The 12365-nt window shown below is 63.5% G+C and carries 15 protein-coding genes and 1 tRNA gene; 10 read left to right on the forward strand and 6 right to left on the reverse strand.

The window, feature by feature from the left end; genetic code table 11:
- Nucleotides 1-19: 19 nt before the first annotated feature.
- Together ACFQ24_RS15230 and ACFQ24_RS15235 are read right to left on the reverse strand one after the other, a co-directional pair.
- Nucleotides 20-877: a ThuA domain-containing protein gene (locus ACFQ24_RS15230; protein ID WP_380912704.1), complete on the reverse strand. Its 858-nt coding sequence runs from the start codon at nucleotides 875-877 to the stop codon at nucleotides 20-22.
- 293 nt (nucleotides 878-1170) lie between these two features.
- Nucleotides 1171-1257 (reverse strand) — tRNA-Tyr (locus ACFQ24_RS15235).
- Between the two features lie 102 nt (nucleotides 1258-1359).
- Here ACFQ24_RS15235 and ACFQ24_RS15240 point away from each other — a divergent pair.
- Complete coding sequence (locus tag ACFQ24_RS15240) at nucleotides 1360-2100, forward strand: TrmH family RNA methyltransferase (RefSeq protein ID WP_380912706.1); 741 nt, start codon at nucleotides 1360-1362, stop codon at nucleotides 2098-2100.
- Between the two features lie 19 nt (nucleotides 2101-2119).
- On the opposite strand, the gene ACFQ24_RS15245 is transcribed toward ACFQ24_RS15240, so the two are convergent.
- Nucleotides 2120-2437, reverse strand: a complete 318-nt coding sequence (locus ACFQ24_RS15245; RefSeq protein ID WP_380912708.1) for a 2Fe-2S iron-sulfur cluster-binding protein — start codon at nucleotides 2435-2437, stop codon at nucleotides 2120-2122.
- 74 nt (nucleotides 2438-2511) lie between these two features.
- On the opposite strand from ACFQ24_RS15245, the gene ACFQ24_RS15250 reads away from it, so the two are divergent.
- The 3 genes from ACFQ24_RS15250 to ACFQ24_RS15260 all read left to right on the forward strand — a co-directional run bounded on the left by ACFQ24_RS15250 (nucleotide 2512) and on the right by ACFQ24_RS15260 (nucleotide 3877).
- On the forward strand, nucleotides 2512-3129 hold the full coding sequence (locus ACFQ24_RS15250) for a DNA-3-methyladenine glycosylase family protein (RefSeq protein WP_380912710.1): 618 nt from the start codon (nucleotides 2512-2514) through the stop codon (nucleotides 3127-3129).
- A gap of 1 nt (nucleotide 3130) precedes the next feature.
- Entirely contained in the window at nucleotides 3131-3361 is a 231-nt protein-coding gene (locus ACFQ24_RS15255; RefSeq protein WP_380912711.1) for a DUF2188 domain-containing protein, read from the forward strand.
- A gap of 81 nt (nucleotides 3362-3442) precedes the next feature.
- Nucleotides 3443-3877, forward strand: a complete 435-nt coding sequence (locus ACFQ24_RS15260) for a response regulator (protein ID WP_380912713.1) — start codon at nucleotides 3443-3445, stop codon at nucleotides 3875-3877.
- Here ACFQ24_RS15260 and ACFQ24_RS15265 read toward each other — a convergent pair.
- Together ACFQ24_RS15265 and murA are read right to left on the reverse strand one after the other, a co-directional pair.
- A complete protein-coding gene (locus tag ACFQ24_RS15265; RefSeq protein ID WP_380912715.1) occupies nucleotides 3825-5351 on the reverse strand; it encodes a sensor histidine kinase in 1527 nt (508 codons plus the stop codon). The genes ACFQ24_RS15260 and ACFQ24_RS15265 overlap by 53 nt on opposite strands.
- Nucleotides 5344-6627, reverse strand: coding sequence for a UDP-N-acetylglucosamine 1-carboxyvinyltransferase (murA, locus tag ACFQ24_RS15270; RefSeq protein ID WP_380912717.1), 1284 nt, complete (start codon nucleotides 6625-6627; stop codon nucleotides 5344-5346). Before murA ends, ACFQ24_RS15265 begins: the two co-directional genes overlap by 8 nt.
- Before the next feature lie 216 nt (nucleotides 6628-6843).
- Between murA and ACFQ24_RS15275 the strand changes: the two genes are divergently transcribed.
- Nucleotides 6844-7578, forward strand: coding sequence for a Crp/Fnr family transcriptional regulator (locus ACFQ24_RS15275; protein ID WP_380912719.1), 735 nt, complete (start codon nucleotides 6844-6846; stop codon nucleotides 7576-7578).
- Nucleotides 7579-7602: 24 nt separating this feature from the next.
- On the opposite strand, the gene ACFQ24_RS15280 is transcribed toward ACFQ24_RS15275, so the two are convergent.
- On the reverse strand, nucleotides 7603-8169 hold the full coding sequence (locus tag ACFQ24_RS15280) for an HNH endonuclease (protein ID WP_380912721.1): 567 nt from the start codon (nucleotides 8167-8169) through the stop codon (nucleotides 7603-7605).
- A gap of 94 nt (nucleotides 8170-8263) precedes the next feature.
- Here ACFQ24_RS15280 and gluQRS point away from each other — a divergent pair, with 94 nt between their 5' ends.
- The 5 genes from gluQRS to egtB all read left to right on the forward strand — a co-directional run bounded on the left by gluQRS (nucleotide 8264) and on the right by egtB (nucleotide 12364).
- Nucleotides 8264-9169: a tRNA glutamyl-Q(34) synthetase GluQRS gene (gene gluQRS / locus ACFQ24_RS15285; protein WP_380912723.1), complete on the forward strand. Its 906-nt coding sequence runs from the start codon at nucleotides 8264-8266 to the stop codon at nucleotides 9167-9169.
- Nucleotides 9170-9179: 10 nt separating this feature from the next.
- Nucleotides 9180-9413: a twin transmembrane helix small protein gene (locus tag ACFQ24_RS15290; RefSeq protein WP_066763263.1), complete on the forward strand. Its 234-nt coding sequence runs from the start codon at nucleotides 9180-9182 to the stop codon at nucleotides 9411-9413.
- Between the two features lie 15 nt (nucleotides 9414-9428).
- The gene (locus ACFQ24_RS15295; RefSeq protein ID WP_380912726.1) at nucleotides 9429-10007 is read left to right on the forward strand and encodes a cob(I)yrinic acid a,c-diamide adenosyltransferase; all 579 of its coding nucleotides are present in this window, start codon (nucleotides 9429-9431) and stop codon (nucleotides 10005-10007) included.
- Between the two features lie 120 nt (nucleotides 10008-10127).
- Nucleotides 10128-10982, forward strand: a complete 855-nt coding sequence (locus tag ACFQ24_RS15300; RefSeq protein WP_380912728.1) for a GGDEF domain-containing protein — start codon at nucleotides 10128-10130, stop codon at nucleotides 10980-10982.
- 113 nt (nucleotides 10983-11095) lie between these two features.
- A complete protein-coding gene (egtB, locus tag ACFQ24_RS15305; RefSeq protein ID WP_380912730.1) occupies nucleotides 11096-12364 on the forward strand; it encodes an ergothioneine biosynthesis protein EgtB in 1269 nt (422 codons plus the stop codon).
- Nucleotide 12365: the final 1 nt, after the last annotated feature.

The following is a 12365-nucleotide window of genomic DNA, read 5'->3' on the forward strand; positions in this document are numbered from 1 at the left end:
GAACCTTCCCGATCGCTTGTCAAAATTCCGGCGGCATCTGGTCGTTCGCGCCGCCGCTCGGCACCTCGACACCGGCCGCCCATAATATGCCGTTCACCAGGAAGCGGCGCTGTTGGGGGAAGAGGTGCATATTGTCGTGAAAGTCGTTGCCGCCCCAAACCACCGAGCGGCCGCCGTCCGGCCGGTCATAGGCCCATGCGACCGGCCCGCCCGTGCCATTGGCAGCCTGCGCCGGCTTCGCGGTCAACAGCAGCGTGCGCCCCGGATTATCCGGCAGGAAATAGCGGGAATACATTTCCTCCCGCGGGGTCCACGGCTTCACGCCGCGCAGGACCGGATGCTTGGTGCCCAGCGGCTTGATCGCCCATGTATCGACCGGATTGTGCGACACATAGGGGATCCACGCCCCGCCCAGCCAATTGCTGAGCCAGATGCGCCCCGCCCGATTGTCCACGAACATGGTGTAATGATACACGACGAGGCCAGTCTTCCGACGCTGGAGCAGAGCGTCGAATTCCTTGAGGGCAGCGGTCGTCGGCGCGTCATAATTCAGGCCGTCCGTTTCCGCATATTGCGGGAACAGCGCCCCGGTTTCCCGCCGCAGCCAGTCTCCATTGCCGTCGATGACGATCGCATCGGCCTTCTCCAACATCGCCATGTCGCGGGGCTTCTGTCCGACTAGGACTTCGGCTTTGACTTCACGGTTGGCGCCGGAATGTTCGAGGAGCCAGGCGATTTCGCGCAGGTCTTTCTCATATTCATGGCGGCCGGGGGCACCATGCTGTTTGGGGCCTGCGAACAGCAGGATGTGGACCGGAGGAAGAGGTGCTGATCCTGCGGCCAGGGGCGATACCGACGCCGTTGTCGCCAGCGCCAAAACAGCAGACCTCGCCACCGCTTTCCGGCCAGCAAGCCAAGCAGAAGCCAAGGATCCCACACGCAAGCTGCGCCTCAAACCTTCCTTCACTGAAAAAGCACCTCCCCGTCCGATCACCTGTCGCGGCGATTCTGCATCAATATAATATCATATATGATGTGGCACAGTCTGCAGCAGGAACCAAGAGGCGGTTGCGCGAGGGTCGAGATTTCGTGAGCAGCGTGAAATGAGCGCGTAAAACCGCGCGCCACCGTCGAGACTTACTGAGGGGGAAAGTACCCTGCGGAGGCAGGTGGTGGACAGGGCTGGATTCGAACCAGCGTACGGGAAACCCGGGCAGATTTACAGTCTGCTGCCTTTAACCACTCGGCCACCTGTCCAGTGCCTGACGCGGGGAGAAGCGTGTCATTCCCGCGCTGGAGGCGGCTCAATGGCGAAAGGAGGCTTGCCTGTCAATGGGTGGATGTGAAAAGAGCCGATCCATGAAAAAGACGTATCGTTCCGCCAAGCCCAAGGGCAACCTCCCCCGCTTCTACGGCCGCCACGCCGTGACCGCGGCACTTGCAAATCCCAACCGCGTCGTGCGGAAAATCTGGGGTACGCGCGACGCCATCAACGCGCTGGAACTGCCGCCAGTGCTGCCGATCGTCTATGCCGATGTCGCCGATATGGGCCGTATGGTGCCGTCCGACGCACCGCACCAGGGCATCGTGGCGGAGGTGGAGCCGCTCGACGACGTCTGGCTGGGCGATGTGCTGGAGGAAGGGCAGGATGACAAGCGCCCGATCCTGGTGCTGGATCAGGTCACCGACCCGCATAATGTCGGCGCGATCCTGCGGTCGGCGGCGGCGTTCGACGCCTTGTGCATCGTCACGCAGGACCGGTACGCGCCGCCCGAGTCGGGCGTGCTGGCGCGGGCGGCATCGGGCGCTCTGGAAATCGTGCCTTGGGTTCGGGTGGTGAACCTCGCCCGCGCGCTCGATGAAATAGCCGAGGCCGGCTATTGGCGCATCGGCCTGGATGGAGACGCCGACACCAATCTGGGCGACGCCATCGGAGAATCCCGTGTCGCGCTGGTGCTGGGAGCAGAAGGCGAAGGACTACGCCACAACAGCATCGCGCATTGCGACATCATCGCGAAGCTGCCGATCAGCCCCCGCATGGAAAGCCTGAACGTTTCGAACGCCGCAGCCATCGCCCTCTACGCCGCCACCAACCGGTAGCGGCGCAGCGGTCGGCAGGTCAGTCTTCCGGCGCGATGGTGACGCGCAGTCCGTCCAGGGCGTCGGTCAGCACGACCTGGCAGGACAGGCGGCTGCTGCTGTTGCGATGATCGCTGCTGTCGAGCAGGTCATTCTCATCGTCGCTCATCGGCGGAAGCGATGCCGCGAAATCCTCATCGACATAGACATGGCAAGTCGCGCAGGAACAGCAACCGCCGCACAGGGCAAGCAATTCGTCAAACCCATTGTCACGGATGACTTCCATGACCGACAGGCCCGCGTCCCCCTCGACAGCCTGTTCTTCCCCAGCACGGTTGACCACGATCAGTTTTGGCATTTATCCAGTCCCCTAGATTGTCCCCGCCGCTCTGGCGGAGCAGCATCCGGAAAGCAAGGGTCGAACAGAAAGCCATGGTGACGACCCCCGATGAGATGCGCGCCAGCCTTGATGCGATCGCCCAGCTCGAACCCGGCTTCGCCGCCGCGATCCAGAGGGTGGGATACCCGGAACCGCGCGTGCGGGAGCCGGGATATGAAACGCTGCTGCGCACGATCGTCGGCCAGCAGGTGAGTGTTGCGTCCGCCGCCGCCGTGTGGCGCAGGCTGGAAGCCGAACTGGGTAAGGGCTGCGCACCGGACGCATTGCTCGCGCGGGACCATGACCAACTCCGGGCGTGCGGCCTGTCCCGTCAGAAGCAAGGCTATGCCCGCAGCCTGGCGGAACTGGTCGTGTCCGGCGCGCTCGATCTGCATGCGCTGCCAAGCGATGACGAGGAAGCGATCGCGCAGCTGGTCCAGATCAAGGGGATCGGCCGCTGGTCCGCGGAAATCTACCTGCTTTTCGCGGAAGGTCGCCCCGACATCTGGCCCGCCGGCGATCTGGCGGTGCAGGTCGAGATTGGCCGCATCCTGGGCCTTGCCGACCGGCCGAGTGAAAAACTGACGCGGGAGTTGGCCGAACGCTGGCGACCGCATCGCGGCGCGGCGGCGATCATGGCCTGGCACCATTATAATATAGAGGTTCTTTGACATGGCCCTGCCCCATGCCCGTTACATCGTCCTGGAACATGAGGGCGTGTGGAAGATCAATCTGGACAATAAATATTATGGTCCCTTCGCCACGCAGGCAGAGGCGCTTGAAAGCGCGACCGGAACAGCGCAGGAGGCTGCGGACGCGGGCTACCCGGCCTCGGTTCTGCTCATGAAGAGCATGGATTTCGACACAGTGTGGACCAGCCTGTCACCGACTGCGGACGGATAGGGCCGGCCAGAAATTCTTTCATCAACGGAACTCAAGCCGTATTCGCGCATTTTACTCCGACTAAGCTCCGCGGATTTGGGAATGAGCAAGAAGGTTTTGATCGTCGAGGACGAGATTTTCGTCGCGCTGGAAATAGAACAGATCGTCGAAGATGCGGGCTTTACCGTTCAGGCCATTGCAGCGGATCGCGATGCCGCTCTCGCCGATGCGCATGATTGCGACATTGCGCTGGTGGATCTCAATTTGCGCGATGGTCCCACCGGACCCCAGATCGGAATGGAACTGTCCGCCCGGCACGGCGTCCGGGTCATCTATGTAACCGCCAATCCCGCGCAAATCGGTGGAGCATCGGTGGCGGCACTGGGTGTCATCACCAAGCCTTTTCGTCCGCACAGCATCGCTGCCGCCCTGTTGCTGGCAGCTGAGGAAGAACCGGAGCTAAGCGAAGCCGATATCGCCGGTTTTACTCCGTTTCTGCCGCGCGGCTCATGGAGCGGATCGGAATCCAGAGGCTGAGCTGCAGTCCTTCGGGCCGCCACTCGCGCTTCAATCGCCCTCCCAATTGACGCTCCACGCTGAGCGTCATCAGCCGACTGCCAAAACCATCTGACTTGGCTGGCGTGACCGGCGGTCCACCTGCCTCACTCCAATCGATCCGCACATCCCTGCCCTCCGTACACACATGCAGGCTGACCTGACCTGAGGATGTCGACAACGCTCCGTATTTCGCGGCGTTGGTGGCAAGTTCGTGAAACAGCAGCGCGATCGGCGTTGCGGATCGATCGTCGATCAGGGGATCGTCGCCGGTCAACAGGATGCGGCTCGTCGCCTCATCGCGATACGGCGCGAAGATCTGACTTAGGACGCCACGCAGACGCCCTTGCCCCTGCCCGCTTTGCGGTGCCGATTCACTGCTGTGGGGACGCACGAAATCATGCGCCCGCCCCAGTGCAAGGATGCGATCACGCAGGTCGTCGGCGACACCGCGTATTTCGGGATGCTGCCGCGCCGACAGGCCGATGAGGCCAACGATCACCGAAAAGATGTTCTTGATGCGATGCGACAGTTCGTGCGCGATCATTTCGCGCTCTTCCATCATCAGCTTCTGCTCGTGAATGTCCGTGCAAGTGCCGATCCAGCGCATGATTGCGCCACCGACATCGCGGATCGGCAAGGCGCGCCCGAGCGTCCACCGATATTCCCCGCTATGATGCCGCAGACGATATTCGATCTCATAAGGTTCGCCGGTAGCGAGGCTGTGTCGCCATTTGCCCCATGCGCGATCCTGGTCGTCCGGATGGAACATCCCGTTCCATGCTTCTCCGTCTGTCGATCCGACGGGTACGCCGGTATATTCGTACCAGCGTGCGTTGTAATAGTCGTGGAAGCCGTCGGGCAGCGTGGACCAAACCATCTGCGGCATGGTGTCTGCCAGCGTGCGGAACATGCGGTCGCCGTCTGCGATCGCTGCTGCGTCGAGCCGCTGCTTCAGGATGGTGTCCCGGTCGCGCCGCCGGCCTTCCAGCTCCACCATCACCTGACGCGCGAGCAGGGACAGCCCCTGCCATTGCAGCGCCGTCAGCCGCGCCCGGGGCTTGGTGTCGATGACGCACAGGGCGCCCAGCGGTTCGCCATCCGCTCCCGTCAGCGGCGCGCCGGCGTAGAAGCGAATGTGCGGCGGTCCGGTGACCAGCAGATTGTCGCGGAACCGATCGTCCTGCGTGGCGTCCGGCACTACGAAAATCTCGTCGCCCAGCATGGCGTGGGCGCAAAACGAGACGTCGCGCGGCGTTTCCTCCGCATCCAGGCCGCAGCGGGCGAGGAAACGCTGACGCACATCCTCCACGATGCTGACCAACGCGATCGGCGCGTCACAGAGCTGCGCCGCAAAGGCGGTGATATCGTCCAGCGTGCGAAAGCCGCCTGCGTCAAGATCGTAAAGCGCCAGCAGCGCCGCCCGGTCCGTCGCCAGGCCCCTGCCTTCAGCCATCGCTGACGCGTTCGATGTCAGCGCCCACGGCCGACAGCTTTTCCTCCAGCCGCTCATAACCGCGGTCGAGATGATAGACGCGGTTGACCTGCGTCTCCCCTTCCGCCGCCAGGCCGGCGAGGATCAGGCTCATGGAAGCGCGCAAATCCGTCGCCATGACGGGCGCGCCCACCAGACCCTGCACCCCGCGCACCACCGCGGTCCGGCCGTTGACGGCAATGTCCGCGCCCATGCGCGCCAGCTCGGGAACATGCATGTAGCGGTTCTCGAAAATGGTCTCGGTCAGCACAGAAGCCCCGTCGGCCAAGGTCAGCATCGCCATGAACTGCGCCTGCATGTCGGTCGGGAATGCAGGAAAGGGCGCAGTCGAGAGCGAGAGCGGCTTGAGCTTGCCATCGGAGGCGACCCGAATGCCGTCCTTGTGCGTGTCGACCTGCACGCCGGCCTCCCGCAATGCTGCAAGAATGGCGTGCATATCTTCGGCATTCGCGCCGATCAGGTCCAGCGACCCGCCAGTGATGGCAGCGGCGCAGGCGTAGCTGCCGGCTTCGATCCGGTCCGGCATGACGCGGTAGGTGGCGCCGTGCAGGCGGTCGCGCCCATGAACGATGAGCTTGTCGGACCCGATACCCTCGATGTCAGCACCCATGGCGACGAGGAGATTGCAAAGATCGACGATCTCCGGCTCGCGCGCGGCATTTTCCAGGATGCAGGTGCCCTTCGCCAGCACAGCGGCCATCAGCGCGTTTTCGGTCGCGCCCACGGAAACGACCGGGAATGTATAGACGCCGCCCGGCAGGCCGCCGTCCGGCGCGCTGGCCCGGACATATCCGGCATTGATCTCGATGATCGCACCGAACGCCTCCAGCGCCTTCAAGTGCAGGTCGATCGGCCGGTTGCCGATCGCGCAGCCGCCCGGCAGCGAAACTCGCGCCTCGCCCGCACGCGCGAGCAGCGGCCCAAGCACCAGGATGGACGCGCGCATCTTCCGCACGATGTCATAGGGCGCTTCGGTCGAGGTGACGCGACCGGCGCGCATCGTTATCACCCGGCCGAAATCCTCCGGCCGCGCGCCTTCGATCATGGTCGATACGCCCAGTTGGTTGAGCAAATGTCCGAAGCTGTCGACGTCGGCCAGACGCGGCAGGTTGCGAAGCGTCACGGGCTCGTCCGTCAGCAGCGCACAGGGCAGCAGCGTCAGGGCGGCGTTCTTTGCGCCGGAAATCGGAAGGCGGCCGGAAAGCGCTTTTCCGCCGCGAATATGTATGCGGTCCATCGATCAGGGTTCATAGCGCCTATGGCGCGCGGCGCAAGGCGAACCGGGCCTGAATATCGCCTCAGACCCTTTAGTCCGCCGCAGAGCCATGCCGGGCAACATAATTGCAAGCCGAAGCCCAACATTGATCGAGTTTAGTGCAGATCGTGAAAATGCAGCCAAAAGGCGCTTGGGGCGTTTTGCCATCGTAACGACAATTGACGAAAGAAGGTGTTTTTGGTGGCAACGGGCTGTTTCGCGGAAAGGCTGGCAAAGCAGGTGCCGCTTTCCGATGCGGAAAAAGCTGCACTATCCCGGCTTGAGGAAAATCCCCGCAAGATCAAGCGCGGCGCGATGATCCAACGGGTCAACGAAACGGTGACCGAACTTTTCGTGCTGCGCGAAGGCCGGGTCATGAGTTTCGTCATCCTGCCTGATGGCAGTCGTCAGATCCTGCGCGTCTATTTTCCCGGCGACTTCATCGGTTCCGCCAGCACGATCTACAGCAAGGCGCCAGAATCGCTCGTCGCCCTGTCCGATGCGATCGTATGCCCTTTCGACAAGCACGCCTTGCGCCGCCTGCTGGAGGAACATCCCCGCGTCGCCGCGCTGCTGTTCCTACTGTCCAATACGGAACGCGTGTCGATGACGGATCGCCTCGCCGCGCTGGGCCGCACATCGGCGAAGGCACGGGTCGCTTCGTTTCTGCTCGACATGTTCGACCGGCTGCGCGTCACCGATGACAGCATCACCGACAGTTTCGACCTGAAGCTGACGCAGGAAGAGATCGGCGATTCGATCGGCCTGACATCCGTCCACGTCAACCGCATGATCCGGCAGATGGAGCAGGAAGGGCTGATCAGCCGGTCCAATGGCCGCATCACGCTCCTCAACATGCGCCAGTTGGAAGAGATCGGCCATTATACCAACCGGCATAAGGATATGGACCTGGACTGGCTGCCGGTCGGCTGAGCCACGGACGCGTTCCAGAAAGCTTCAGGCCAGCAGTTCGACGTCCCAATAGAGCCAGTCATGCCAGCTGTCGTGAAGATAGCCGGGCGGAAATCCGCGGCCATGCTCCTGCAACTGCCAGCTGGTGGGACGGATGGGCTGGACGTGCAGCTTCATTCCCGCTTCTCGCGGCGTGCGGCCGCCCTTCTTCAGGTTGCAGGGCGAACAGGCCGTCGCCACATTCTCCCATGTGGTGCGTCCGCCGGCGCGCCGGGGAATCACATGGTCGAAGGTCAGGTCGTGGGTCGCGCCGCAATATTGACAGGCGAACTTGTCGCGCAGGAACAGGTTGAAGCGGGTGAAAGCGGGGTGTTCGGACGGCTTCACATATTGTTTGAGCGCGATGACCGACGGGATCTTCATCTGCAGGCTGGGACTATGAACCTCCCTCTCGTAGCTTGAGATGATGTCCACCCGCTCCAGGAACACCGCCTTGATCGCGGTCTGCCACGGCCAGAGGCTCAACGGATAATAGCTGAGAGGGGTATAGTCCGCATTGAGGACAAGCGCCGGACAATTTTCCGGATGTCGTATGAGGTCGGGATGGTACATAGAAACCTTCTTCCCCCTTGCCGACGCCGCTGATCGTCCAGCAACGTGACAAGCGCATGACAGCATTAACGAATATCCTCCGTCAAGGCCCTGTATGACTTCATCCGCCGCGCCACAGCATATGGTGACCCGGTTCGCGCCCAGCCCCACCGGACGCCTGCACGTCGGGCATGGATGGTCGGCGCTGCTGGCGCATGACATGGCGCGCGCAAGCATGGGCACATTCTGCCTTCGCATCGAGGACATAGACGGAACCAGAAGCCGGCCGGAGCATGTCGAAGGGATCGTCGAAGACCTGAACTGGCTCGGCATTGGCTGGGATGGCGACATCATCTTCCAGTCGCAGCGGCTCGACCGGTACAACGCGGCGCTCGACAGGCTGCGGGAGGAAGACCTGCTCTATCCCTGTTTCTGCACCCGGGCGGACATACAGGCGAGCATGATCGCCCCGCATGGTCCGGAGGGACCGGTCTATCCCGGCGCCTGCCGAACGCTGGACGACGCGCAACGAGTGCGGAGGATGGAGGCGGGAGAGCCACACGCCTGGCGGATCGACGTGGCGGCCGCGACGGCGCGGGTTGGCACCTTGCATTGGAATGCGCTGCCCTTCCCCCTCGATGCCAAGGCGGAGCCGCAGCCCGTCCTTGCGGCCCCCACTGTCCATGGCGACGTGGTGCTGGCGCGCAAGGACGCGCCCGCAAGCTACCATTTGTCCTGCACGCTGGACGACGCGGCCATGGCGGTCAGCCATGTGCTGCGCGGCGACGACCTGCGTGGGGCGACCGATATTCATCGCCTGCTTCAGGCGCTGCTCGGTCTGCCCTCCCCCGTCTATATTCATCATCCGCTGCTGGTCGGCGCGGATGGCCGTCGCCTCGCCAAGCGTGACGGGTCGCTCGCGCTCGCGGAATTGCGAGAGTCCGGCGTGGATCCCGCCGCACTCGCCGACGCCCTGCGGGCCGGTCGCTTTCCAGTTGGAATTCGACCCGCAAGCGCCTAGCTTTGGCCCCATGAACACGATCCTGGTCATTGCCCTGATCCTCGCCATGATCGCGACGCTGGTCGCGCTGATCCGGGGCATCATTGCCTTCCTTCAAACGACGAAGGAGGATTTGAATCGGCCTGAAGGAAGCGGCCCCAGTCCGGCCCGGCTGAAACAGAATCGGATGATGATCAACCGCATCCTGTTCCAGGCGGTGGCGATCATCATCGTCGCCATATTGCTGCTGGCGAAGGGGCATTAGGATCGCTGCTCCCCGATGGTGAAGCTCAACAAGATCTACACGCGAACGGGCGACGATGGCACCACAGGCTTGGTCGACGGATCGCGCCTGCCCAAAGACGCCCCGCGCATGCAGGCGGTGGGAGACGTCGATGAAGCGAATAGTGCCATCGGCCTTGCCATAGTCGCCATGGCGCCGGGCCAGGAAGCCGGATGGCTGACGACGATCCAGAACGATCTCTTCGATTTGGGGGCCGATCTTGCGACCCCAATACCGGACGGCCTGGACGCACCATGGGCCCTGCGCATCGTCGAAAGCCAGGTGGCGCGCCTCGAACGACAGATCGACCAGATGAATGCCGATCTCGCTCCACTGGATAGCTTCATCCTGCCGGGAGGCTCCGCCGCCGCGGCCGCGGTGCATCTTGCCCGGGCCGTCACGCGACGGGCGGAGCGCAGCGCGACCGCTGCCGCCAGGGATGTAGCGCTCAACCGGCAGGCGCTCGCTTATCTCAACCGGCTCTCCGACCTGCTGTTCGTCCTCGCCCGGCGGCTGAACGACAATGGCGCGCGCGACGTCAAGTGGATACCCGGCGGATCGCGATCTGCGACATAAGACCCTCGGCTGGACTCACCGCTGACACGCTCCGGCTGGTAACAGCATTTTAACCCCGTTTCTTCAGGCGGCGTTTAACTCCCCTTCTCAATTGGAATGCGGTCGTCATCGGGGGCCGCCGTGCAATTCTATCTCGCTACATCCTTCATCTTTCCGCGATCGTTGCGGCTGCGGCTGTTCGCGCTGTGCTTCTTCGCCACCCATCTGCCCCTGATCGGCTATCTGCTCTGGGGCGTCTCGACCGGCCGCGTCGCCCTAGCGGAGTTCGCCCTGCTGACGCTCGCCACCATGGTCGGCACCGCAGTCGCCCTGATCGGCATCGGCGCGCTTCTGAACCCGATCCATGCGCTTGCCGACGCGCTCCATGCAGACGACGCGCCGCCCTCCACGCTACCCGAAGTGGGCGACGTGATCCGCACCCTCTATTCCGGCGTCCATCGGGCGGCCCATGAGACCCGCAACCGGATCGACGGCCTGCATCAGGCCGCGCATGAAGATCCGCTCACCGGTGTCCTCAACCGCCGGGGCTTTCTGGCCGAACTGTCCGCCTTGCCGGTTAACCGGCGAAAGGGCTGCATCGCCGTTCTCGACATCGACTATTTCAAGCGGGTCAACGACCTGAACGGGCATGAGGAAGGCGATCGCGTACTGGCGGCCTTCGCCGCGCGCGTGGCGGCGCTGATGCGCCGCGCCGATCTCATTGCGCGCTGGGGCGGCGAAGAGTTCGCCATCTTTTTCCAGGATTGCATCGAGGATGAAGCGAGCTGGTCGCTGGCGCGCGTGGCCACCCGGATGCGCGAGGATCCGATCGGTGCGATCCACGGGCGGCCCATCAGCTTTTCGGCCGGCGTCTGCCGCTGGACCGGCGGCCCGATCGACGAGGCGCTCGCGCGCGCAGACGAAGCTTTATACGAAGCCAAGCAGGCCGGCCGCGACCGCATCTGCCGGGCGAAACCCTTGTTGCTACAGGCCTGACTTTCGTTTTGATCCTGCTAGGATGACCCAAGGAACAGGTCCGGAACCCGACGGCGCTTCATGCGCTTCTAACCTGTGTGAGAGCGGCGCAACCGTATCCGGGAAGGGCAGGTATGGCGAAAAGCTGGATGGATGCCCGTCAGGATGATCTGGAAGACCGCTATCGCGCCGTCCGCGGCTTGACCGAAACATTGGCCGCTCCTTTGTCGGACGCAGATGCGACCGTCCAATCCATGCCGGATGCCTCACCTGCCAAATGGCACATGGCCCATGTCAGCTGGTTCTTCGAAACCTTCGTCTTGCGCGATCATGTGGCCGGCTATCAGCCCTACGACGCGCGCTACGCCTATCTCTTCAACAGCTATTATGAAGCCGAAGGGGCAAGACATGCCCGTCCCCTGAGGGGGATGCTAACGCGTCCTGCCCTGGCCGATATCCGCGCCTATCGCGCGCATGTCGACGCGGCGCTGATAAAGGCGCTCGGCATGTTGCCGCAATCCGCCCGCGCCCTGGTGACGCTCGGCCTGCACCATGAACAGCAGCATCAGGAACTGCTGCTGACCGATCTGCTTCATCTCTTCGCGATGAACCCGCTGGAGCCCGCCCTGTTCGGCGGCCCCAGTGCCGCGCCGGTTGACCTTCCGGGGCCGCTGCACTGGATCGAAGGGCGCGAAGGACTGGTCGAGTTGGGTGATGACGGACGCACCGCGTTCGCCTTCGATTGCGAAGGCCCCCGTCACAAGGCCGTTCTTTCACCCCATGCCCTCGCGCACCGTCCCATAACCAATGGCGAATGGATCCTCTTTATGGAAGATGGCGGGTATCGCAATCCCGCGCATTGGCTGTCCGACGGGTGGGCGTGGGTCCAGGCAGAGGGGGTGCAGGCCCCACTCTACTGGAAGGCAAGCGACAAGGGCTGGACACGGTTCGGGCTGGACGGTCGCCAGCCCGTGAACCCCGCCGCGCCGGTCACGCATATCAGCCTGTATGAAGCGGACGCCTATGCCAGCTGGGCGGGTGCCCGCCTGCCGACGGAAGCGGAATGGGAATGCGCGGCCGCCAACATCTCGCCCACCAGCGGCAATCAGTTGGATGGTCCGGGCTGCCCCCGTCCTCGCCCGGCAGGCGATACGACCAGCATGACCCAAATGTTCGGCGACGTGTGGGAGTGGACGGGCAGCGCCTATCGCCCTCATCCCGGCTTCCGTGCCGCCGCCGGAGCGGTTGGCGAATATAATGGCAAGTTCATGTCCGGCCAGTTCGTGCTGAAGGGCGGGAGCGCAGCCACCCCGCGCGGCCACATGCGCGCCAGCTACCGCAACTTCTTTTACCCCCATCAGCGCTGGCAGTTTACCGGGCTGCGGCTCGCGAAGGATCTTTGAG

The sequence above is a fragment of the Sphingobium olei genome, assembly GCF_042678845.1.
GTDB classification, from domain to species: Bacteria; Pseudomonadota; Alphaproteobacteria; order Sphingomonadales; family Sphingomonadaceae; genus Sphingobium; species Sphingobium olei.